The sequence below is a fragment of the Actinoallomurus soli genome (assembly GCF_024055715.1).
In the GTDB taxonomy this organism is placed as follows: domain Bacteria; phylum Actinomycetota; class Actinomycetes; order Streptosporangiales; family Streptosporangiaceae; genus Actinoallomurus; species Actinoallomurus soli.
Window position 1 is genome coordinate 43,509 of sequence record NZ_JAMXMV010000030.1, and the last position, 20,179, is coordinate 63,687.

At 72.2% G+C, this 20,179-nt stretch carries 25 protein-coding genes; 13 read left to right on the forward strand and 12 right to left on the reverse strand.

Going from position 1 to position 20,179, the window contains the following annotated elements; genetic code table 11:
• The first annotated feature begins 207 nt into the window (after positions 1 to 207).
• Positions 208 to 1,083 (forward strand): helix-turn-helix domain-containing protein, encoded by an 876-nt coding sequence (locus NDW01_RS38650; RefSeq protein WP_252783604.1) that lies wholly within the window; start codon positions 208 to 210, stop codon positions 1,081 to 1,083.
• A gap of 25 nt (positions 1,084 to 1,108) precedes the next feature.
• The gene (locus NDW01_RS44570) at positions 1,109 to 1,243 is read left to right on the forward strand and encodes a DUF397 domain-containing protein (protein ID WP_406567802.1); all 135 of its coding nucleotides are present in this window, start codon (positions 1,109 to 1,111) and stop codon (positions 1,241 to 1,243) included.
• A gap of 201 nt (positions 1,244 to 1,444) precedes the next feature.
• Here the strand turns inward: NDW01_RS44570 and NDW01_RS38655 are convergent, their stop codons facing one another.
• Complete coding sequence (locus NDW01_RS38655) at positions 1,445 to 2,386, reverse strand: ornithine cyclodeaminase family protein (protein ID WP_252829415.1); 942 nt, start codon at positions 2,384 to 2,386, stop codon at positions 1,445 to 1,447.
• A 313-nt stretch (positions 2,387 to 2,699) separates the two neighbouring features.
• Here NDW01_RS38655 and selA point away from each other — a divergent pair, with 313 nt between their 5' ends.
• The 4 genes from selA (at position 2,700) to NDW01_RS38675 (ending at position 7,979) form a co-directional block, all read left to right on the forward strand.
• Positions 2,700 to 4,004, forward strand: a complete 1,305-nt coding sequence (gene selA / locus NDW01_RS38660) for an L-seryl-tRNA(Sec) selenium transferase (protein ID WP_252829417.1) — start codon at positions 2,700 to 2,702, stop codon at positions 4,002 to 4,004.
• Positions 3,995 to 5,725 carry a selenocysteine-specific translation elongation factor gene (selB, locus tag NDW01_RS38665; RefSeq protein WP_252829418.1) on the forward strand — a complete coding sequence of 577 codons (1,731 nt, stop codon included), beginning with the start codon at positions 3,995 to 3,997 and terminating at the stop codon, positions 5,723 to 5,725. Before selA ends, selB begins: the two co-directional genes overlap by 10 nt.
• Positions 5,726 to 5,817: 92 nt before the next feature.
• Positions 5,818 to 7,011: an RtcB family protein gene (locus NDW01_RS38670; RefSeq protein WP_252829420.1), complete on the forward strand. Its 1,194-nt coding sequence runs from the start codon at positions 5,818 to 5,820 to the stop codon at positions 7,009 to 7,011.
• A 113-nt stretch (positions 7,012 to 7,124) separates the two neighbouring features.
• Positions 7,125 to 7,979, forward strand: coding sequence for a class I SAM-dependent methyltransferase (locus NDW01_RS38675; protein ID WP_252829421.1), 855 nt, complete (start codon positions 7,125 to 7,127; stop codon positions 7,977 to 7,979).
• A gap of 247 nt (positions 7,980 to 8,226) precedes the next feature.
• Here the strand turns inward: NDW01_RS38675 and NDW01_RS38680 are convergent, their stop codons facing one another.
• On the reverse strand, positions 8,227 to 8,715 hold the full coding sequence (locus NDW01_RS38680; RefSeq protein ID WP_252829422.1) for a DUF4232 domain-containing protein: 489 nt from the start codon (positions 8,713 to 8,715) through the stop codon (positions 8,227 to 8,229).
• Between the two features lie 216 nt (positions 8,716 to 8,931).
• Between NDW01_RS38680 and moaA the strand changes: the two genes are divergently transcribed.
• From moaA to NDW01_RS38700, 4 genes are read left to right on the forward strand one after another with little or no spacing between them, the layout of a single operon-like run.
• A complete protein-coding gene (gene moaA, locus NDW01_RS38685; protein WP_252829423.1) occupies positions 8,932 to 9,921 on the forward strand; it encodes a GTP 3',8-cyclase MoaA in 990 nt (329 codons plus the stop codon).
• Between the two features lie 10 nt (positions 9,922 to 9,931).
• The gene (locus NDW01_RS38690; protein ID WP_252783595.1) at positions 9,932 to 10,243 is read left to right on the forward strand and encodes a DUF3467 domain-containing protein; all 312 of its coding nucleotides are present in this window, start codon (positions 9,932 to 9,934) and stop codon (positions 10,241 to 10,243) included.
• A complete protein-coding gene (gene mobA / locus NDW01_RS38695; RefSeq protein ID WP_252829424.1) occupies positions 10,230 to 10,814 on the forward strand; it encodes a molybdenum cofactor guanylyltransferase in 585 nt (194 codons plus the stop codon). Before NDW01_RS38690 ends, mobA begins: the two co-directional genes overlap by 14 nt.
• A complete protein-coding gene (locus NDW01_RS38700; protein ID WP_252783593.1) occupies positions 10,807 to 11,052 on the forward strand; it encodes a DUF6457 domain-containing protein in 246 nt (81 codons plus the stop codon). Before mobA ends, NDW01_RS38700 begins: the two co-directional genes overlap by 8 nt.
• A 2-nt stretch (positions 11,053 to 11,054) precedes the next feature.
• Here the strand turns inward: NDW01_RS38700 and NDW01_RS38705 are convergent, their stop codons facing one another.
• Positions 11,055 to 11,864 carry a YoaK family protein gene (locus NDW01_RS38705; protein WP_252829425.1) on the reverse strand — a complete coding sequence of 270 codons (810 nt, stop codon included), beginning with the start codon at positions 11,862 to 11,864 and terminating at the stop codon, positions 11,055 to 11,057.
• A 47-nt stretch (positions 11,865 to 11,911) separates the two neighbouring features.
• On the reverse strand, positions 11,912 to 12,118 hold the full coding sequence (locus NDW01_RS38710; RefSeq protein WP_252829426.1) for a hypothetical protein: 207 nt from the start codon (positions 12,116 to 12,118) through the stop codon (positions 11,912 to 11,914).
• Between the two features lie 215 nt (positions 12,119 to 12,333).
• Here NDW01_RS38710 and NDW01_RS38715 point away from each other — a divergent pair, with 215 nt between their 5' ends.
• The gene (locus tag NDW01_RS38715) at positions 12,334 to 12,918 is read left to right on the forward strand and encodes a hemerythrin domain-containing protein (protein ID WP_252829427.1); all 585 of its coding nucleotides are present in this window, start codon (positions 12,334 to 12,336) and stop codon (positions 12,916 to 12,918) included.
• An 89-nt stretch (positions 12,919 to 13,007) separates the two neighbouring features.
• On the opposite strand, the gene NDW01_RS38720 is transcribed toward NDW01_RS38715, so the two are convergent.
• From NDW01_RS38720 to NDW01_RS38755, 8 genes are all read right to left on the reverse strand, one after another.
• Positions 13,008 to 14,759, reverse strand: coding sequence for a complex I subunit 5 family protein (locus NDW01_RS38720; RefSeq protein WP_252829429.1), 1,752 nt, complete (start codon positions 14,757 to 14,759; stop codon positions 13,008 to 13,010).
• Positions 14,759 to 15,100 carry a sodium:proton antiporter gene (locus tag NDW01_RS38725; protein WP_252829431.1) on the reverse strand — a complete coding sequence of 114 codons (342 nt, stop codon included), beginning with the start codon at positions 15,098 to 15,100 and terminating at the stop codon, positions 14,759 to 14,761. The genes NDW01_RS38720 and NDW01_RS38725 overlap by 1 nt, the downstream gene beginning before the upstream one ends.
• Before the next feature lie 132 nt (positions 15,101 to 15,232).
• Positions 15,233 to 15,931 carry an MnhB domain-containing protein gene (locus NDW01_RS38730; protein ID WP_252829433.1) on the reverse strand — a complete coding sequence of 233 codons (699 nt, stop codon included), beginning with the start codon at positions 15,929 to 15,931 and terminating at the stop codon, positions 15,233 to 15,235.
• On the reverse strand, positions 15,928 to 16,179 hold the full coding sequence (locus tag NDW01_RS38735) for a DUF4040 domain-containing protein (RefSeq protein WP_252829435.1): 252 nt from the start codon (positions 16,177 to 16,179) through the stop codon (positions 15,928 to 15,930). Before NDW01_RS38735 ends, NDW01_RS38730 begins: the two co-directional genes overlap by 4 nt.
• Complete coding sequence (locus NDW01_RS38740; protein WP_252783585.1) at positions 16,172 to 16,441, reverse strand: monovalent cation/H(+) antiporter subunit G; 270 nt, start codon at positions 16,439 to 16,441, stop codon at positions 16,172 to 16,174. Before NDW01_RS38740 ends, NDW01_RS38735 begins: the two co-directional genes overlap by 8 nt.
• Complete coding sequence (locus tag NDW01_RS38745) at positions 16,438 to 16,683, reverse strand: monovalent cation/H+ antiporter complex subunit F (protein WP_252829437.1); 246 nt, start codon at positions 16,681 to 16,683, stop codon at positions 16,438 to 16,440. Before NDW01_RS38745 ends, NDW01_RS38740 begins: the two co-directional genes overlap by 4 nt.
• Positions 16,680 to 17,084: a Na+/H+ antiporter subunit E gene (locus NDW01_RS38750; RefSeq protein WP_252829438.1), complete on the reverse strand. Its 405-nt coding sequence runs from the start codon at positions 17,082 to 17,084 to the stop codon at positions 16,680 to 16,682. The genes NDW01_RS38745 and NDW01_RS38750 overlap by 4 nt, the downstream gene beginning before the upstream one ends.
• A 20-nt stretch (positions 17,085 to 17,104) precedes the next feature.
• The gene (locus NDW01_RS38755) at positions 17,105 to 18,136 is read right to left on the reverse strand and encodes a cation diffusion facilitator family transporter (protein ID WP_252829440.1); all 1,032 of its coding nucleotides are present in this window, start codon (positions 18,134 to 18,136) and stop codon (positions 17,105 to 17,107) included.
• A gap of 236 nt (positions 18,137 to 18,372) precedes the next feature.
• Between NDW01_RS38755 and NDW01_RS38760 the strand changes: the two genes are divergently transcribed.
• Positions 18,373 to 19,305: an ABC transporter ATP-binding protein gene (locus NDW01_RS38760; RefSeq protein WP_252829441.1), complete on the forward strand. Its 933-nt coding sequence runs from the start codon at positions 18,373 to 18,375 to the stop codon at positions 19,303 to 19,305.
• Complete coding sequence (locus NDW01_RS38765; protein WP_252829443.1) at positions 19,302 to 20,138, forward strand: ABC transporter permease; 837 nt, start codon at positions 19,302 to 19,304, stop codon at positions 20,136 to 20,138. The genes NDW01_RS38760 and NDW01_RS38765 overlap by 4 nt, the downstream gene beginning before the upstream one ends.
• Positions 20,139 to 20,179: the final 41 nt, after the last annotated feature.

Genomic DNA, 20,179 nt, shown 5'->3' on the forward strand with positions numbered 1-20,179 from the left:
CTATGTATGCGGGGTAGGAATCGGATCGCCCATCCGGGCGATCCGGCTCGCCGCGTCGCGTCCGCTAAGGTATATTTGCATCGCAAGTTTCACTAAATGGTGTGACGGCGATTTCTTGACACTATTACGGCCGACCTCTATAACGGCTATGCTGAGGTAGTAACGCTCGACCGGTGAGGTCTCGCCGGTCGGCTGGGGAGGAACAAGGTGCCCGGGCCCGGAAGTGGCACGGTTCGTAACCGCAGACTGGCAACCGAGTTGCGCCGCCTCCGCGAAAGAGCCGAACTGACCGGCGATGACGTCGCCGACCGACTCGGATGGTCGGCATCGAAGGTCAGCCGTATCGAGAATGCCCGCCAAGCCCCCCGTCTGGGAGACGTGAGGAGCTTGCTGGATCTCTACGGTGTCGAGGGCTCCTATCGGGACCAACTGCTCCAGCTGGCCCGGGACGCCGTTCGAAAGGGCTGGTGGGAGGCGTATTCGGACGCCCTCCCCGAGCAGTACGCCTCCTACATCGGGCTCGAGATGGAGGCGGAGGAGATCCTCCAGTGGGAGACCCAGGTCGTGCCCGGCCTGCTGCAGACGGAGGCGTACGCCTCGGCCGTCGAGCAGTGGTCGCACTCGATCGAGGTCATCCCGCCGAGCCGGGTCGACGCGCGTGTGGAGACTCGGCTGGCGCGGCAGTCCGTGCTCAAGCGCGAGACGCCGCTGCGGCTGTCCCTCGTCCTGGACGAGTCGACGCTGGTGCGCCGGTACGGAGACGCGAGCGTCATGCGCGAGCAGCTCGAACGTCTCGTGGAGCTGGCCGAGCTGCCCAACGTCACACTTCAAGTGCTTCCACTTGATGGGCCCCATCCGATCGCCACGGGGTCCTTCACGCTTCTGCAGTTCCCGCAGGTCGGGGGCATCAAGTTCCATGATGTGATCTATATCGAGCATCAGAACGGCTGCTCGTATCTCGAAGAAGAGACCGAGACCTACCGGCATCGGCTCAGTTTCGAACGACTCAGTGCAGAGGCGCTCCCGCCTGCCGAATCCGTGGAAATGATCTCCAGGATCGCCCGGGATGCGTGGGGATCTTAATAAATACCGAAGGGGGGTGATAATGATGGACCAGGCAACCAGGCATCCCGGCGTCATCTGGCGCAAAGGGTCTCGGAGCATGGCCAACGGCGCATGCGTCGAGGTCGCGTCGGTGCCGCAGGCCGCGTCGGAGGACGACGTGGCTCGGGCGGCGGAGTAGCGCCACAACTGAAAAACGACGAATAACTTGTATCGCTCGCAATAGCAATATTGTGAGCGTTTGTGCGTGAATAGCAGTAATGACGGCCCACTTCCCTCGCGGCGCGGCGAGGGAAGTGGACCGATCGGGATCGGCCGCCACGCCGCTCCCGGACCGACGAGCGCTCGCCGGAGAACGGCGGTACCCGGCCGGGGAACGCGCTCAGCCGAGGAAGTCGAACCGCCTGGCCGGTCCCGCGGCCCGGTAGGCCGCCCAGCTGAGCGCCAGGTCCTGCCACGGCAGGCCGACGGGCGCGTAGACGGTGACCTCGGACGGGTCCGTGCGACCCGGGGCCACGCCGCGCAGCACGTCCGCGAGCACACCGGCCGCGTGCTCGCGCCCGAGACCGGCGTTGCCGAGCGCTCCCATCGCGACGGCGAGGTCGAGGTCGTCGACGAACGTACGGCTCGCCCGCAGCAGATCGGCCGAGATCTCCGCCTTGCCGGGCTCGTCCGCGCCGAGGGAGGTGACGTGCGCACCCGCGCCGACGTCACCGGCGTGCAGCAGCGGTGTTCTCGCCCAGGTCGCCGTCACGATGATGCCCGCCTCCGCGACGCCGGACGGGACACCCTGCCCGGCCCGCGTCGGCACCGCCCGGCCACCGTGCCGGGCGGCGAAGGCGGCGGCCCGCTCCGGGGAGATGTCGGTGACGACCAGCTCGCGGATCGGCCGCAGGCGGCGCAGGCCGGTGACCACGAGGTCGGCCTGGGCGCCCGCTCCGATGACGGCGACGGTGTCCGCGTCTGGCCGGGCGAGCGCGTCGGTGCCCAGCGCCGCGGCCAGGCCGGTGCGCCAGGCGGTCACCGTGGCCGAGTCGAGCAGCGCGAGCAGTTCCCCGGTCCGCAGGTCGTGCAGGCAGACGACACCCCGCAACGCGGGCGTCGCGTCCGGGAACTTGGCGTTGACCTTCACCGTGTAGGCCGGCACGCCCTCGATGAGGCCGGGGATGAGCGCGGTCGCGGTGCCGGGCCCGGGCAGGTCCGTCCGGACACGCTGGGGCCGTACGGGGCCGGAGGACGCCAGGAAGCCCGCGCGGAGCGCGTCCAGGCACGCCCGGGGGTCGAGGAGCGTCTCCAGATCGCTGCGGCTGAACAGTACGGTCACCGGACGATCTTCGTTCATCCGCGCGCCTGAGGGACACCGCAGGGGCGTCCTGAGCGCCGGCGGAACGTCCGGAGGCCGGGAAGGCGGGAGAACGACGCCCGGGGACGGGGCGGGAGGGGAGTGTCCGAGGCGTGAAGGGGGCCGGAGGGGCGCCCCCCCGGGGCCGGGGCTCCCCGGGGAGGCGCCCCTCCGGCCCCGGGGAGGCGCCCCCCGGGGCCGGGGCTCCCCGGCAGGCGTACGGCGGCGGGAGACGCGGCGACCGGGGGCCGAGCCGTCTTGGCGTCCGGGGCCGTGCTGGTCATAGGTTTCTGCCATGGACTCTCGACGCCGGGTTCCGCGTACGGACGCCGTGCTCGCCGACCCGCGGCTCGCCGAGGCGAGTCTCCGGCTGGGGCGGGGGATCGTGAAGTCCGCCGTCGTGGCGGCGCAGGAGCGGGCGCGGCGCGGCGAGATCGCCGCCGAGAGCGTCGCCGACGCGGCCGTGGCGGCCCTGCCGTCCCACGCCGCGACGCTGCGCCCGGTGATCAACGCGACGGGCGTCCTGCTGCACACCAACCTGGGCCGCGCCCCGCTGTCCGCCGCAGCCCGGGAGGCGGTGCTCGCCGCCGCCGGCTGCACGGACGTCGAGTACGACCTGGAGACGGGGCGCCGGGCCCGGCGAGGCGGCGGCGCCCTGGCCGCACTCCTGGAGGCGTGCCCGGCCGCCGAAGCGGCCCACGTCGTCAACAACAACGCGGCCGCCCTGGTGCTGGCCTCCACCGCCCTCGGCCGCGACCGGGAGATCGTCATCAGCCGCGGCGAGATGGTGGAGATCGGGGACGGCTTCCGCCTCCCCGACCTGCTCGTCTCCACCGGCGCACGGCTTCGCGAGGTCGGCACGACCAACCGCACGACCGCCGCCGACTACGCGGCCGCGGTCGGCCCCGAGACGGGGTTCGTGCTCAAGGTGCACCCGTCCAATTTCCGCATCGAGGGGTTCACCGCGCAGGCGCCGGTGCGCGAGCTGGCGGGGCTCGGCGTCCCGGTCGTGGTCGACATCGGCTCCGGGCTGCTCGCCCCGGACCCGGCCCTGCCCGAAGAGCCGGACGCCGCCACCGCCCTGCGGGACGGCGCCGACCTCGTCACCGCCAGCGGCGACAAGCTGCTGGGCGGCCCGCAGGCCGGCGTGCTCCTCGGCCGCACGGACCTCGTCGAACGCCTGCGGCGCCACCCCCTCGCCCGTGCGCTCCGCGTCGACAAGCTGACCCTCGCCGCGCTGGAGGCCACCGTCCGCGGTCCCCGTACGCCCACCGACGAGGCCCTGCACGCGGACGTTCGCGTCCTGCGCCTGCGGGCCGAGCGGCTCGCCAAGGGCCTCCCGGAGCACGACGCGCTGGCCGTCGAGTCGACCGCCCGGGTCGGCGGCGGGGGAGCGCCCGGGGTCGGACTGCCCAGCGCGGCCGTCAGCCTGCCGGCGTCGTACGCCGTCCCGCTCCGCCGGGCCGGCGTCGTCGGACGGCTGGAGTCCGGCCGTCTCCTCCTCGACCTTCGTACCGTTCCCGCCGACCTCGACGACGGCGAACTGGCGCGGCGGATCGAACGGGCGGTCGCGGCGGGGGAGGAACGCCCATGCACGTGATCGCCACCGCGGGCCACGTCGACCACGGCAAGTCCACGCTCGTACGGGCGCTGACCGGGATGGAGCCGGACCGGTGGGCCGAGGAGCGCCGGCGCGGCATGACCATCGGCCTCGGGTACGCCTGGACGACGCTGCCGTCGGGGGACCGGATCGCGCTCGTCGACGTGCCGGGCCACGAGCGGTTCGTCACCACCATGCTGGCCGGCGTCGGGCCGGTGCCCGCCGTCATGTTCGTGGTCGCCGCCGACGAGGGCTGGATGCCGCAGTCCGCCGAGCACCTCGCGGCGATCGACGCCCTCGGCGTCCGCCACGGCCTGCTCGTCGTCACCCGCGCCGACCTCGCCGACCCCGCCGCCGCCCGCGACGAGGCGGCGGCGGAGATCGCCCGTACCGGCCTCGGGCGGGTCGAGGCGGTCACCGTGAGCGGCGCCACGGGCGAGGGGCTGCCCGCCCTGCGGGACGCCCTCGACCGGCTCGTCGCCCGCCTTCCCGCCCCCGACGCCACCGCGCCCGTACGTGTCTGGGTGGACCGGGCGTTCACGATCAAGGGCAGCGGCACGGTGGTCACCGGCACCCTGCCCGCGGGGACGCTCCGCGTCGGCGACGAACTGCGGCTCGACGGCCGCCCGGTACGCGTCCGGGCCCTGCAGACGCTGAAGGAGACCACCGAGACCGTCTCCGCCGTCGCCCGGGTCGCGATCAACCTGCGCGGCGTCGACCGCGACCAGGTCGCGCGCGGCATGGCGCTGACGAGCGACGAGTGGACCGTCACCGATCTCGTCGACGTCCGCGTCCACGGGACCGAGGCGTCGGCGCTGCCCCGCGAGCCGGTCCTGCACATCGGCTCCGCCGCCGTCCCCGTACGCCTCCGTCCACTGGGGGAGGACACGGCACGGCTGGCGTTGACCCGGCCGCTGCCGCTGCACATCGGCGACCGCGCGCTCCTGCGCGACCCCGGCGCCCGGCGCGTCGCGGGGGTGACCGTCCTCGACGTACGGCCCCCGGTGCTGCGGCGGCGCGGCGCCGCCGTCGACCGCGCCCGCGAACTGGCGGCCGGGGTCCCGGACGCCGGGGCACTGCTGCGCCGGTACGGCCTGGTCCGAATTCCCGACCTCCAGGCCATGGGCGTCGCCCCCGAGGGCGAGCCGGTCGCCGGGGACTGGCTCGCCGACCCGGAGCACTGGGCGGGGCTGCGCCGCAGGCTGGCCGAGGAGGTCGAGCGCCACGACGCCGCCGACCCGCTCGACCCGGGGCTCCCGGTCGAAGCGGCGCGCGGCCTGCTGGGCGTGCCCGACCGGCGGCTGGTCGACGCGCTGGCCCGCCCGCCGCTCCGCCTGGACGGCGGCCGGGTGCGCGGTCCGGCCGAGGCCGGCCTCCCGGCGCCGGTGGCGGGCGCGCTCCGGCGGCTGCGCGACGATCTCGAGAAGGACCCGTTCCACGCTCCGGAGGCCGGCCGGCTCGCGGAGCTGGGCCTCACCGGCCGCGCCCTCGCCGCCGCCGTACGCGCGGGCGCGCTGCTGAGGATCGCCGACGGCATCGTCCTGCTGCCCGGAGCGGACACCGACGCCGCCCGCCTGCTGGCCGGGCTGCCGCAGCCGTTCACGGTCAGCGAGGCCCGCCGCGCGCTCGGCACCAGCCGGCGGGTCGCCGTCCCGCTGCTGGAACACCTCGACCGGCGGGGCCTCACCGAACGCGCCGGGGACCGGCGCCGCGTCCGCTGAGACCTCCCACCGGGCATTAATTCGGTTGAACCGGGCACCGCCTGTCTGGCGTCATAGACCCGGCTCACCGATGATCTGGAGAGGAGATGGTGATGCCGTACCGCACGATGAAGGGCGGCCACGTTCCGATCCGGATGTGGACCGACCCGGCGGACGTCGAGACGGTCGCGCTCGACCAGCTGCGCAATGTGTCCAACCTGCCGTGGGTGCACGGCCTCGCGGTCATGCCCGACGTGCACTACGGAAAGGGCGCGACGGTCGGCTCGGTGATCGCGATGCGCGACGCCGTCGCGCCGGCCGCGGTCGGGGTGGACATCGGCTGCGGGATGACCGCGGTCAAGTCCAGCCTCACGGTCGAGGACCTCCCCGAGGATCTGAGCCGCCTGCGCGCGAAGATCGAGAAGGCCGTCCCGGTGGGGCGCGGGGCGCACAAGACGCCCATCGACCCGTCCGCGATCCCCGGGCTCAAGGAACGCGGCTGGTACGACTTCTGGAGCCGGTACGACGAGCTGGCGCCGGTGGCGCGGTCCCGCCGGGGCAAGGCGTCATCGCAGCTCGGCACGCTCGGCTCGGGCAACCACTTCCTGGAGGTGTGCGCCGACGACGAGGGCTCGGTCTGGATCGTGCTGCACTCCGGCTCCCGCAACATCGGCAAGGAACTGGCGGAGTACCACATCGAGGCCGCGATGCGCCTGCCGCACAACCAGGATCTGCCCGACCGCGACTTGGCGGTCTTCGTCAACGGCACGCGCAGGATGGAGGAGTACCGCCGGGACCTGTTCTGGGCGCAGGACTACGCGCGGCGCAACCGCGCCGTGATGATGGCCCTCACGCAGAACGTCGTCACGCGGTTCTTCGCCGGCAAGCGGGTCCGCTGGGAGGACGTCATCTCCTGCCACCACAACTACGTGGCCGAGGAGGTCTACGACGATGTCGAGCTGCTCGTCACCCGCAAGGGCGCGATCCGCGCGGGCGACGGCGACCTCGGCATCATCCCCGGCTCGATGGCGACCGGCACGTACATCGTGCGCGGCCTCGGCAACGAGAAGGCGTTCAACTCCGCGTCGCACGGCGCGGGCCGGCGGATGAGCCGTAACCAGGCGAAGCGCTCGTTCACCGTGGACGACCTGATCGAGCAGACCAGGGGCGTGGAGTGCCGGAAGGACTCCGGGGTGATCGACGAGATCCCGGGGGCGTACAAGGACATCGAGTCCGTGATCGAGGCGCAGTCCGACCTCGTGGAGGTCGTCGCCCACCTGCGCCAGCTGATCTGCGTGAAGGGCTGAGAGATTCCCGCCGGGTCGCGGCCCGGCGGGGACCTCGAAGGGCTCACCGGGAGCCGTTGAGCCGTCCCCACCGGGAAGGTGGGGACGGCTCCGGCGTATCCATGACGTGGGGGGTGGCCGCGCGAGGCAAGGATTGGGCGATGGAGACACCTGAGGTCGCGCCAGAGATCATCGATTACTACACCTCGGCCTACGACGAGGTGTTTCGCCTGTCGTCCGTGGCGCACGGGCGGCTGGAGCTCCTCCGCACCCAGGAGCTGCTTCGACGCCATCTGCCCGCAGCACCGGCCGCCGTGCTCGACGTGGGAGGCGGTCCTGGGGTCCACGCGCGGTGGCTCGTCTCCCACGGCTATACGGTGCACCTGGTCGATCCGGTCGAACGACACCTACAGCAAGCCCTTGCCTCGACCGCGTGTACCGCCGAGCTCGGCGATGCCCGAGCCCTTACGGCCACGGACAGCTCGTACGACACTGTTCTCTTGCTCGGCCCCCTTTATCACCTGACTGAGCGGACCGACCGCATCCAGGCCCTGCGCGAAGCACGGAGGGTGCTCCGGCCTTCCGGGTTGATGGCGGCTGCAGCGATCAGCAGGCACGCCGGGCTGCTCGACCTGGCGGCGACCGCTCGTCTGGAACCGGACTCCGCTGACAGCCTGCTTCCCGTGCTCGCATCTGGACGCCATGACGGCCGGCTCGGATTCACGACCGCGTACTTCCACACCGCCGACGAGCTCAGGACGGAGGTGATCGACGCCGGGTTCACCGACGTCCGGCTCTACGGAATCGAAGGACCGGCGTGGCCTACGCTCAAGGGCATCGAGACGCATACCGGCGAGTCGCCGACCGACTCTCCGTTGCTCGAATCGGCCCTCACCGCCGCCCGTATCGCCGAGTCCGACCCTGCTCTCATCGCCTCCAGCTCCCACATCCTGGCCGTCGGCCGCACACCCGCCGACTCCGGTTCGTGAACCGAAGCACCCGAGCGGGAGCATGCCCTGGTACGGCGGCACGCCTGGTCCTGACAGGAGTCGGCTCAGCTCTTGTCCGAGACCGGACCATACTCCGAGGCGTCAACCCTGCGATGTAGCCGGCGGGCGGATGAGCGGCATGCGGGCAAAGCACAAAATCTCCGCCGGGCCCGGCGAGCGCCTTGAACGGCTCACCGGGAGCCGTAGAGCCGTCCCCGCCGGGAAGACGGGGACGGCTACGGGGTGCTCAGTCCAGCCAGGGCTTGAGGGCGCCTACCTTGATCTTCTTGGAGCTCGGGGTGTTCGAGGTCCAGCGGATCGTCTTGAAGGTTCCGGCCTTGGGCGACACCGTGACCCGGACGTACGCCGGGTGGAAGGGGTGCTTGCCGCCCGTCGTGAAGGTCAGATGGAACACCGCCTCTCGCCCGGCACCGACCAGGGCCTGGCCCTTGGCGCCCTGGTAGACGCCGATGACCTTGTGCTTCTTGTTCAGCAGCCGTACGACCGGCCGGCCGCTGAGCAGGCAGGTCTTCTTGCTCTTCGTGCTGATCGATAGCGGCTGGTCGACCTTTTTGCCCACGACGTAGCCGTGGGCGAACTGGAGGACCAGCTTGTTCTTGGCGACCGAGCAGGCCGGCGCCTTCGCCGTCGTCGCGGCCTGCGCCGGTGACGCGAGACCGGCTACCGCGATGGCGCCGGCGACGCCGGTCATCGCGAGCGTGGTGCTGAGCTTCACCTGGGTGACTCTCACTCTCCATCGGATACGGCTCCCGCTGCGCGCGGGAGGGACGGGTGCCCCGTCCAGAGACCATGATCATTTAGAGGGGCGGTACGAGGGGCGATTTCGGGATAAGTGATGAGGACGGTTGTCCGGGAGGGCCCGGCGGCGGCCGCGCGTTGTCGGCGCGACGGCATAGGCTTGAGTGTCCGTATCGAAAGAGGGGGTTCGTCCTTGTTGATGGACGGGTTCGGCCGGGTGGCCACGGACCTTCGCGTGTCCCTCACCGACCGGTGCAACCTGCGTTGCACGTATTGCATGCCCCCCGAAGGCCTCGAGTGGCTGCCCAAGCCGGAGCTGCTCACCGACGACGAGGTCGTCCGGCTCGTGCGGGTGGGCGTCGAGCGCCTCGGCATCACCGAGGTCCGCTACACCGGAGGCGAGCCGCTGCTGCGCCGCGGTCTGGTCGACATCGTCGCCCGCACCACGGCGCTGCGCCCGCGCCCGCAGGTGTCGCTGACCACGAACGCCATCGGGCTCGTCCGCCTGGCCGAGCCGCTGCGCGAGGCCGGCCTCGACCGGGTGAACGTCTCCCTCGACACCCTTGACCGCGACACCTTCGTACGCCTGTCGCACCGGGACCGGCTGGCGGACGTCCTCGCCGGGCTCGCCGCGGCGCAGCGGGCCGGGTTGCGGCCGGTGAAGGTGAACACCGTGCTGATGCGCGGCGTCAACGACCACGAGGCCGCGGACCTCCTGCGGTTCTGCCTGGAGCACGGGTACGAGCTGCGGTTCATCGAGCAGATGCCGCTCGACGCCCAGCACGGCTGGCGGCGGGAGGACATGGTGACCGCCGACGAGATCCTCGACCGGCTCGCGCCGGAGTTCACGCTCGTGCCGGACGACACGGCCGTACGCGGCAGCGCGCCGGCCGAGACGTTCGTCGTCGACGGCGGCCCCGCGCGGGTCGGCGTCATCGGTTCGGTCACCCGGCCGTTCTGCGGAGCGTGCGACCGCGTCCGGCTGACCGCGGACGGCCAGATCCGCAACTGCCTGTTCGCCCGGGAGGAGTCCGACCTGCGCGCCGCCCTGCGGTCCGGCGCCTCGGACGACGACCTCGCCGAGCGCTGGACGGCCGCGGTGGCGGCCAAGCGCGCCGGTCACGGCATCGACGACGTCGGCTTCCTGCAGCCCGCGCGCCCGATGTCCGCGATCGGCGGGTAGAAAGGGACGCGTGACCGAGCAGCCGCAGGAACACCGGGTCGAGATAACCGTGCCGCCCGAGCACGAGGTGGGGGCGTACGCCGGGTTCGCGTCGGTGTGGCGCACTCAGGACTCGTTCGTCATTGACTTCTCCACGGCGGTGCGCCCGCCGGAGGTGATGCGGGACGACGAGAGCGGCGCCTCGTACGTCCACGTCCCCGCGCAGGTGGTGTCCCGGGTGCGGATTCCGCCGAGCCAGGTCTGGGAGCTGATGAAGTCCCTCGAGCAGAATCTCAGCGCGTACGAGCGGGAGAGCGGCAAGAGCGCGCATGACGAGGGATGACGCGTACGACGCCGTGATCCTCGCGGGCGGGGCCGCGTCACGGTTGCGCGGCGCCGACAAGCCCGGCCTGCTCGTCGGCGGGCGGACGCTGGTGGAGCGCGTCGGCGCGGCCGTGGCGGACGCGCGGCGGATCGTGCTCGTCGGGCCGAGCCGCCCCGAGCTGCCCGCCGCGATCAGCGTCCGTGAGGACCCGCCGGGAGGCGGGCCGGTGCCCGCCCTCCGCGCCGGTCTGGCGCGGGTCGAGGAGCCCTGGGTGGCCGTACTCGCCGCCGACCTGCCGTTCCTCACCGCGGACGACGTGGCGGCTCTGCACCGACGCGCCCGCGGCCGGGACGGGGCGGTGTACGTCGACGGCGAAGGCCGGTCCCAGTGGCTGACCGGCATGTGGCGGACCGCGGCCCTGCGCACCGCTCTGGCCGGATATCCCGGTGCGTCGCTGCGGGGGCTGATGACGCCGCTCGATCCGGTCCGCGTACGGGCCGCCGAACGCCGCCGGCCCGCGTGGTACGACTGTGACACGGAGGACGACGTCGCGCAGGCGTCCCGGCTGATCGAGGAGAACAATGCTTGACGAGTGGCTCGACACGGCATGCGCCGAACTCGGCATCGACCGCGCGGAGGTCGACCGTGATCTGGTCCTCGACCTGGCCCGCGACGTCGCGCACGGCGTGGCCCGGCCCGCCGCTCCTCTCACGGCCTACCTGCTCGGCCTGGCCGTGGGCCGCGGCGAGCCCGCGCGGGACGCTGCGGCCCGCGTCACCGCGCTCGCGAACGAGTGGCCCGCACGCCGTGAGGCCCGGCCCTCGTAGCCTCATGACCGCCGGGGCCGGGGAACGCCCCGGCCCGCGGCCATGGCCGCCACGGCCGTGAGGGCGGCGGCCAGGGGCAGCGCCGGGGCGATCGGGCGCAGCCAGGCGAGCAGGGCCGCCTCCAGGGCCGCACCGCTCAACGCGGCCGCGAGCGCCGCGGCGCGCCGTCGCATGACGTGCGGTGCTCCGGTGGTGGCCGTCTCGGTCATGAGCGCGGTCAGCGTTCCGGTGAGGTAGGTGGTCGCGGCTCCGCTCACGGCCAGGGCGTTGACCGCCGTGCCCTGAACGCCCATCGCCACGGCGGCCACGGCGATCAACGCGACCTGCGGGCCGGTGCCGGGACGGCCCGCCGCGGCGAGCCAGCCGGCGAGCACGGCGGTCTGCGCCGTGGGCACGGCGGCCAGCGCCGTGATCACCCGGCCCGGCCATGGCCCGGAGCCCGCGGGCGACGTGTCCCGCAGCCACCGGGCGGCGCCGAGCACTCCGGCCGCGTACGCCGCCAGAGAGACCGCGGAGCGTACGACGCCGCCCGCGTCGGCGTGCACGACGGCGACGCCGAGCAGCACGAGGTTGCCGGTCATGACGCTGGTGAACACCGCGCCGAGCGCCACGAAACTGAACGCGTCAGCAGCCCCCGAGCCCAGCGCGAGCAGGATGACGGCCGCCGTGACGGCCCCCGCCCGTGGCGCGACCGCCGGACGTACCTCCCACCCGGAACGGAGCGGCCGGGCGAACCCCCGGGCCCGCGCCGGCCATGCGAATCGTCTCCGCGGGCTCACGCAGGTCGTGTTCCCGCCCGCCGTCGTTCCCATCCCGGTGTGTGGCCGTGCAGGTGCGTGGCCGTGCAGGCTGCCGCCGGCTAAGGCAGATCGTCGACCGGGATCATGTCGCGGAGGAAGCCGCGTCGTGCCAGGAACGTGCTCAGATGCTCCTTGTGGTCGTCGCAGGCCAGCCAGACCTTGCGCCGTTCGGCATCGTGGATCTTCGGGTTGTTCCAGCGCAGTGCCCACCGGGCGTCGGCCCGGCAGCCCTTGGCGGAGCACTGGAGGGGTTCGGCAGCGGTCACCTCCCCAGTCTGGCCGATCCGCGAACCGGGCGCGCCCCGGCCGGACCGGTGCGGACTGCCGCGCAGCTCACGCCATTCACCCTGACTGTGGGTATTCGTAGTGATTTGTTTGGGCTGTGGGCGTCCGGGTACGCGGGGCGCAACGGTTGAGCAGACAGCCGATCCCGCGCGGGCGGGGCTGTCGCTCGCCCGGGGTCGGCGGATGAGGAGGCAACGTGCCGTCCGATCGTGGGTCCCGGGACGTCATCGACGTGCTCACCGGAGATCACCGTCGCGTGAAGGAGATGTTCGTCCGCGTCATCGCGCTCCCTCCCGGAGACAGACGACGCCGCTATGTCGTGGCGAGCGTGATCACCGAGCTCATGCGCCACGCCGAGGCGGAGGAGAAGTACCTCTACCCGGCGGTCCGGGCTCACGTGCCGGACGGAGACCGGCTCGCCGCGGAGAAGATCGCGGACCATGCCCTGACCCGGCAGACGATCAACGAGCTGGACGGGCTCGACCCCTCGGACGCGCGGTTCGACGAGGTGTTCCGCCGCCTCATCGGGGCCACCCGGGAACACCTCGCGGACGAGGAGACGAACCTCTTCCCGCGGCTGGCCGGCGCCTGCGACACCGACACGCTTCACGACCTCGGTACCAAGGTCGAGCGGGCCAGGCGGGCGACGCCCGTGTGGCCGTCCGTCGAGCCGGCCGACGTTCCGCCGCTCGGCGGCTGGTACGGGCCCGGGCCGGTCGACCACCGGGGCCCGGGGCTGGACGGCCGGCCGGCGACCGGCTCCGGACCCCGTACGTGGTGAACGGCCTTCGAGCCGCCCAAGCCGTGAGCGGGCTCCGGCACTCTGACGCGGTGAACGAGCCCTTAGGCGGTGCAGGGGCTCTGAGCCCCTTACGCGGTGAACAGGAGCAGCCCGAACAGCGCCACTCCCGCGGTGAGCCACGCGGCGTACTCCCCGACATGCCCGGAGTGCGCCGCCCGCAGGCGATCGATCACGGGCCGCAGGATGCGCGGCACCGGCTGGTGTAGGCCCAGCACGGCGACCACCGCCGCCAGGACCACCCCGGCCGCCCCGCCGACGAGGCCGGCCGCCGTCCACGGATGGAGCGGCGCTGACGCCGCGTGCCAGGCGCCGCCGGACAGCACCGCCGACACGTACCCGTCGTGGTCGACGAAGAGCCCCGCCGCGTGCGAGACGCCGTGGAGGAGTCCGGGGATGAGGCCCAGCAGCACGGCGCCGCCCGCGAGGATGACGCCCGGCGTGAGCATGGTCCAGGGCAGGCGCGACATCCTCGGCCCGGTCTCGCTGTCCTCGTGCTCGGCCGTCCCGCCGCCGGACGGGCCCACCCCCCGGAAGACGCGGAGCCAGACCCGCAGCACCGCGCCCGCCGTCAGCGCGGACGCCACCACGCCGACCGGCGCGGCCCACCACCAGCCGGCGCGCTGGGCGGCCTCGTCCATGACGGCCTTGCCGGCCCACAGCCCCGAGGGCGGCACCCCTGCCAGGCCCAGCCCGCCGACCAGGAAGACGGCACCGGACGCCCGCAACCGGAGGCCGCGGCCGTGCAACTCACGTTCGTCGAGGGTCTCGAACCGGTTGAGCAGCGTCCCCGCCGCGATGAACAGCGCGGACTTCACGCCCGCGTGCCCGAGCAGGTAGTACGCGGCACCGGCGAGGGAGTCATGGTCGAGCGCCGCGACGCCGAGCAGGATGACGCCGACGTGGCTGACGGTCGAGTAGGCCAGCAGGCGCTTGACGTGCCGCTGCAGGACGCACATGACCCCGCCCAGCAGGGCGGTGACGACGCCGAGGAAGGCCAGGGCGGGACGGGCTCCGGGGACGGCTCCCGCGAAGGTCGCCCAGTACGTCCGCGCGATCGCGTAGACGCCCAGTTCCACCATGACGCCCGAGAAGAGCACGCACACCGGTGTGGGGGCGACCGCGTGCGCGTCCGCCAGCCAGAAGTGGAAGGGCGCCGTCGCCGCCTTGACCAGGAAACCGGTGCAGACCAGCGCGAACGCGACGGTCACCAGGCGATGGTCCTGACCGGGGAGCCGCGCACCCATGGCCGCGAAGTTCAGCTGCCCGGTCCGGGCGTACAGCAGCCCGATCCCCATCAGCGTGACGTACGCGCCGAGCGAGTTGATCACGCCGAAGTTCAGCGCGCCGTGCACCGTCCGCGGCTCCTCGGCCTTGTAGCCGGTCAGGACGTAGGCGATCACGCTCATCAGCTCGAAGAACACGAAGGCGTCGAACAGGTCGCCGGTGAGCACGAACGCGCACATCGCGGCGGTGAACAGGAGCATGAGCGCGTGGTAGATCGCCTGCACCTCGACCAGGTACCGCCAGGAGAACACCAGGGCCGCGAGCGTCAGAACGGCGACGAGGAGAGCGAGACCCGCCGACATCGGGTCGGCGACGAGGGGGATCCCGACGCTCACGCCGCCGCGCGGCGGCCATCCCCCGAGCCACGTCACGACCGGGTGCCGGAGCGCGGTCGCCAGCACGATGCCGAGCAGCACCGTCACGGCGAGGATCGTTCCGGTCGCGACCGCGTCGACGACCGGGCGCGGCAGCCGGCGGCCTCCCGCGGCGAGCATGATCGCGATCAGGACGGGCGCCGCGATCGCGGCCTGGACCATCACTCCAGCGGCCGGAGCTCGTCCGGATCGATGGTCCCGCGCCGCTTCGCGACCTGGACGGCCAGCGCGAGCAGCAGGGCCGTCGCCGTCGCGTTCACCACGATGTCGGTCAGCGTCATCGCCTGCACGACGGGGTCGACGACCTTTCCGGTGGGCTTGATGTCGGAGAACACCGGCGCGGTTCCGCCCTTGCGGTAACCGATGGCCAGCAGCAGGACGTACGTCGCCGACTGCGTCACCGACAGGCACACGACGACATGCACGAGGTTCCGGCTCGTGACCATGCCGAAGATCCCGGCGAGCAGGATCCACCCGGCGGCGAGATACGGCAGGTGGCTCATGCGTCCTCCTTCGTCGGAGGAGTGACCAGAGGCGCTGTGCTCATGATTCGCTCGCGGCGCTCGCTCATGCGTCCTCCTTCGTCGGAGGAGTGACCAGAGGCGCTGTGCTCATGATTCGCTCGCGGCGCTCGCTCATGAGTCCTCCGTTCCCGCGTCGTCCGTGCGTACGAGAAGGGCCTGCTCGAAGAACTTGGCGAGCACCAGGACGAACGCGCAGCCGACCTCCAGCCCGACCACCGAGTTCATCGGTATCAGCAGCCCGGCGCCGGCCAGGCCGAGCACCACGAAGGCGCCCGCGCCGAGCGCCTCCGCCGACTCGAAGACCGGTACGGGACGCAGACGCGCCAGCGCCGGGTAGTCGCCGGTGAGGTAGAGGAGGTGCAGGGCGGTGCCGAGCACGACACCGCCCTGGAAACCGCCGCCGGGGGAGAGGTGGCCGTGCGCGACGATGTACACGCCGACCAGGAGCGTCACCGGCAGCAGGAGATATCCCGTGAGACGGAGCGCGTCGAACACGTCGGCGGGTCCGTACCCGTGCTCGCCCGCCTCCTCTTCACGCTCCCGCCGGACCATGCGCAGCAGGATGACGGCGCCCAGCGCGGACGCGAACAGGATCAGCTCCTCGCCGACGGTGTCGAAGGCACGCTGGTCGAAGTTGACCGACGAGACGACGTTCTTCGTCTTCTCGGCGATCGCCGAGGTCACGGCGCGCTCCCCGTACGGGTGGAACCGCCCGCCGAAGTCCGGCAGGCGGAACGCCGCCAGGACGAACAGGATCACGAGACCGGCCGCGCCGACGGCGAAGACGGCGAACCGCGTCCGGCGGCTCACCGGCGTTCCCCGTGCTGCTTGCGGATCGCGTGGATCGCCAGGATCACCACCAGGGGGACCACGACCGTGCCCACGGCGATCTGGGACAGCGCGACGTCGGGGGCCTGCAGGACCAGGAACAGGACGCCGAGCGTCACCCCGTACGCGGACAGCACGATGGCCTGACGGGCCGGGTCGCGGGTCAGCACGACCGCCGTCGCCATGACGACGACCAGCGCCAGGGCCACGACGAGGACGGCCTCACTCATCGGGGCCCCGCCGCGCGCGTGCGGTGGCGACGACGGTCGCCGGTCCGGTGCCGACGAGCAGCACGCCGATGAACACGAGCTTGAACACGTCGTGCCAGGACGACCACGGACGCAGGGCGAGTCCCGCGACGACCAGAGGGGCGGCCAGGACCGCGGCCGGCCCGATGAAGTGCAACCGTGCGAACAGGTCACGGGTCAGCGCGAGCCGGAGCGCGCTGAGCGCGGCGACCGCGACTCCGGCCCAGATCAGTACGGCGCTCACAGGGTCCGTCCGATGAAGCGGGCGTAGACGAGCGAGCCCGCGAACGACAGCAGGCCGAGCACCAGCGCCACGTCGAGGTAGGCGGGCCGGTGGTACGCGGCGGACAGGAGCAGGAGGACCATCGTCGCCGTCGGCCCCGCGAGGATGAGTCCGGTCAGCCGGTCCGCCGGATCCCCCCACAGGGTCGTGAGCAGAGCGGGCCCGACGGCGGCGACGAGCAGGACCAGCGCGGCGGTCATCATGGGGTGAGCTCCCGTTCGACGGGGGAGGAGCGGTCCTCCGCACGGTGGACCTGAAGGGTGTCCCGGTCCGGGCGGACCCGGGTGACATAGGTGCCCGGCGACAGCGACAGGAGGAGGGTCAGCACGCCGTCGCGGTCGGATCGCATCGGGATCTCGGCGAACCGGCCGTGCCGGGCCGGTAGCAGCAGCACCACGGAGTCGCGGACGATCTGCGGGGGGAGCAGGAGCAGGACACGGAGCCGGGGGCGGCCGATCGCCAGGTCGGTCAGGAGGGCCCGCCGCGTGGCGACGGCCGCCGTGGCGCAGAACGCGGCCGCGGCGGCCCCGACGACGAGCTCGGTCACCGAGACCGTCGAGATGATCCCCAGGTAGACCACGTACAGGGCCGCCCACCACACCACCGGCTCGACGACGGATCGCGTCAGGCCGGACGTTCGACGGTCGTGCCCGGGTCGTCCGCGCGCGTTCCCTGGCCGTCTTCGTCCGAACACGAATGGCCGTATACCCGTTCGCCCGACCCGAAACCCGGACGCCGCCCGGCGTCGCGCTGCCGCGTCGGGTCGATGAACACGTGCGGGGTCACGGACAGCCGCTCCCCGACCCGCCGGTCGATGTCCTCGGCCATCTCCTCGACCCGTTCGGCGGTCATGTCGTCGGCGAAGCTCGCCCGCGCCGCGATGAGGAGGTGGTCGGGGCCCAGCCGCATCGTCAGCAGCTCGGCCACGTCGTCGACGCCCTCTGTGGCGTTGATCTCCTCGGCGATCAACCGCTGCTCGTCGGGGTCGGCCGCGTGGCCGATGAGCATGTCCCTGCTGTCGCGGCCGAGGCGGTACGCGACGACGATGAGCAGCACGCCGACCGCGACGGACGCGGCACCGTCCCACACCGAGGAGCCGGTCAGCTGGGTGAGGACCAGACCGCCCGCGGCGAGGACGAGACCGATGACGGCGGCGGTGTCCTCGAACAGCGCCGCCTTGACCGTCATGTCCGGGCTGCGGCGGACGTGGTCCAGGACCTCCCGGCCCTGGTCCGCGGCCTCCTGGCGCATCTGGTGAACGGCACGGGCGAACGAGATGCCCTCCGCCACGAACGAGACGGCCAGCACGATGTACGCGACCAGCGGATCCTCGTGGCCGTGGGGCCGCAGCATCGCGAGGATGCCCTCGAACACGGAGAATCCGGCACCGGCCACGAAGATCCCGAACGCCGCCAGCAGCGACCAGAAGTATCGCTCCTGCCCGTAGCCGAACGGGTGGTCGCGGTCCGGCGGCCGGTTGCTCTGCCGCAGCGACGTCAGCAGGAAGAGCTGGTTGAGGGTGTCGGCGAGGGAGTGGGCCGCCTCGGCGAGCATCGCGCTCGACCCGGAGATCAGGCCGGCGACCAGCTTGGTCGCCGCGACCACGAGGTTGGCGGCGCCGGCGACGAGGACCGTACGACGGGTTGACCGATTCATGGGGATTCCGTTACCCGCGCACGACCCTTCGATACGCGCCCGCCCGATCCAGGTCGGCCCTGCGCGGACGGTGGTCCGGCGTGGTCGTTCCACCTCATGTGACACACCCGGGCGGCCGGAGACCGGAAATGGCCGGACGGCGATCGGATAGATACCAAGGGTGGATCCGCTGACATAAGGCAGCATCTAATGTGATTGAGCTCACGTCCCCTGTCCCCGAAACTCAGGATCTGCTGATGATCGAGGCGAAGAACCTCACGAAACGCTACGGCGACAAACTCGCCGTGCAGGATCTCTCCTTCACCGTCGAACCCGGGAAGGTGACCGGATTCCTCGGACCGAACGGCGCCGGGAAGTCGACGACGATGCGACTGCTTCTCGGGCTCGACCGGCCCGACGGCGGTGACGCGACCATCGACGGCCGGCACTACCGGGACCTGCCGCGGCCGCTCTCGGTGGTCGGGGCGCTGCTCGAGGCGCGGGCCGTCCACACCGGGCGCAGCGCCTACAACCACCTGCTGTGCCTGGCCCAGACCCAGGGCATCGGCGCCGAACGGGTCCAGGAGGTCATCGACCTGGTCGGCCTGCGGGAGGTCGCCCGCAAGCGCGCCGGAGGCTTCTCCCTGGGGATGGGCCAGCGGCTCGGCATCGCGGCGGCCCTGCTCGGCGACCCGTCCGTGCTGATCCTCGACGAGCCGGTCAACGGTCTCGACCCCGAGGGCATCCTGTGGATCCGCAACCTGATGAAGTACCTCGCGGGTGAGGGGCGGACCGTCTTCGTGTCGAGCCATCTGATGAACGAGATGGCGGTCACCGCGGAGCATCTCATCGTCATCGGCCGGGGCCGTCTCATCGCGGACTGCTCGACGGAGGAGTTCATCGAGCGCAGCGCCGAGCAGCAGGTGGTCGTCCGCAGCCCGGACGTGGAGCGGCTCGCCACCGTCCTCGGCGAAGAGGGCGGCAAGACCACCCTGGACGGCGACGGAGTGCTGCTCGTCTCCAACCTGGAGGCTCCGCGCATCGGCGAGCTCGCCGCCGCCGGCGGCTTCGTCCTGCACGAGCTGACCCCCCGGCGAGGTTCGCTGGAGGAGGCGTTCATGGAGCTGACCCGCGACAGCGTCGAGTACGGCACGGCATCGACCCCGAACGCCGAAGGAGACCCGCGATGACCACCGTCACGAGCACGACGGCGGGGCCGGCCGTTCCCGCCGACCACCGGCCGGGCTTCCACCACCTGCTGCTCAGCGAGTGGACCAAGATCAGATCAGTGCGCTCGACGGTGTGGTCGCTGATCCTGCTGGTCGTCATCGACCTGGGCTTCACCGCCCTCTTCGTGGGCATCATGGTGAGCCAATGGGACAAGGCGTCGCCCGCGGACCACGCGAACGCGGTCGCCGACCCGACGAACGCGATCCTCGGCAGCGGCTTCTTCCTCAGCCAGCTGACCGTGTGCGTCCTCGGCGTCATGGTGATGGCGTCGGAGTACTCCACCGGGATGATCCGGGCCAGCCTCCTGGCGGTGCCCCGGAGGCTGCCCATGCTCGTCGCCAAGGCGACCGTGTTCGGGCTGCTGATCCTCGTCCTCGGAACGGTGGTGTCGTTCGCCTCCTTCTTCATCGGCGCGCCGATGCTCCATTCCAAGGTCGCCGTGTCCCTCGGCGACCCGGGGGTCCTGCGCGCCGTCATCGGCGGCGGTCTGTACCTCGCCGTGCTGGGCCTGTTCGCGATGGCGCTCGGCGGGATCATCCGCCACACCGCGGCGGGCATCACGGCCGTGATCGGGTTCGTCCTCGTCCTGGAGCCGCTGGTCCAGTTGCTCCCGGGCAGCTTCGGCAAGCACGTGCACGCGTACCTGCCGTCCGAGGCGGGTCATCTCATCGCCCAGGCGCACCAGGCCAAGGACGACCTCCTGACGCCGTGGCAGGGCTTCGGGGTCTTCTGCGTCTGGACCGCGGTGCTGCTGGTGATCGCGGCGATCGTGCTCAAGCGGCGCGACGCCTGACGGGCGGCCGCCGGGCCGCGACCATGCGGTCCGGCGGTGTG

Excerpts from the sequence above, each read along its gene's own strand:
- NDW01_RS44570 (WP_406567802.1), top strand. The coding sequence starts at position 1,109 with ATGGACCAGGCAACCAGGCATCCCGGCGTCATCTGGCGCAAAGGGTCT.
- selA (WP_252829417.1), top strand. The coding sequence starts at position 2,700 with ATGGACTCTCGACGCCGGGTTCCGCGTACGGACGCCGTGCTCGCCGAC.
- selB (WP_252829418.1), top strand. The coding sequence starts at position 3,995 with ATGCACGTGATCGCCACCGCGGGCCACGTCGACCACGGCAAGTCCACG.
- NDW01_RS38670 (WP_252829420.1), top strand. The coding sequence starts at position 5,818 with ATGCCGTACCGCACGATGAAGGGCGGCCACGTTCCGATCCGGATGTGG.
- mobA (WP_252829424.1), top strand. The coding sequence starts at position 10,230 with ATGACGAGGGATGACGCGTACGACGCCGTGATCCTCGCGGGCGGGGCC.
- NDW01_RS38700 (WP_252783593.1), top strand. The coding sequence starts at position 10,807 with ATGCTTGACGAGTGGCTCGACACGGCATGCGCCGAACTCGGCATCGAC.
- NDW01_RS38705 (WP_252829425.1), bottom strand. The coding sequence starts at position 11,864 with ATGGGAACGACGGCGGGCGGGAACACGACCTGCGTGAGCCCGCGGAGA.
- NDW01_RS38720 (WP_252829429.1), bottom strand. The coding sequence starts at position 14,759 with ATGGTCCAGGCCGCGATCGCGGCGCCCGTCCTGATCGCGATCATGCTC.
- NDW01_RS38725 (WP_252829431.1), bottom strand. The coding sequence starts at position 15,100 with ATGAGCCACCTGCCGTATCTCGCCGCCGGGTGGATCCTGCTCGCCGGG.
- NDW01_RS38735 (WP_252829435.1), bottom strand. The coding sequence starts at position 16,179 with ATGAGTGAGGCCGTCCTCGTCGTGGCCCTGGCGCTGGTCGTCGTCATG.
- NDW01_RS38745 (WP_252829437.1), bottom strand. The coding sequence starts at position 16,683 with ATGATGACCGCCGCGCTGGTCCTGCTCGTCGCCGCCGTCGGGCCCGCT.
- NDW01_RS38755 (WP_252829440.1), bottom strand. The coding sequence starts at position 18,136 with ATGAATCGGTCAACCCGTCGTACGGTCCTCGTCGCCGGCGCCGCCAAC.
- NDW01_RS38760 (WP_252829441.1), top strand. The coding sequence starts at position 18,373 with ATGATCGAGGCGAAGAACCTCACGAAACGCTACGGCGACAAACTCGCC.
- NDW01_RS38765 (WP_252829443.1), top strand. The coding sequence starts at position 19,302 with ATGACCACCGTCACGAGCACGACGGCGGGGCCGGCCGTTCCCGCCGAC.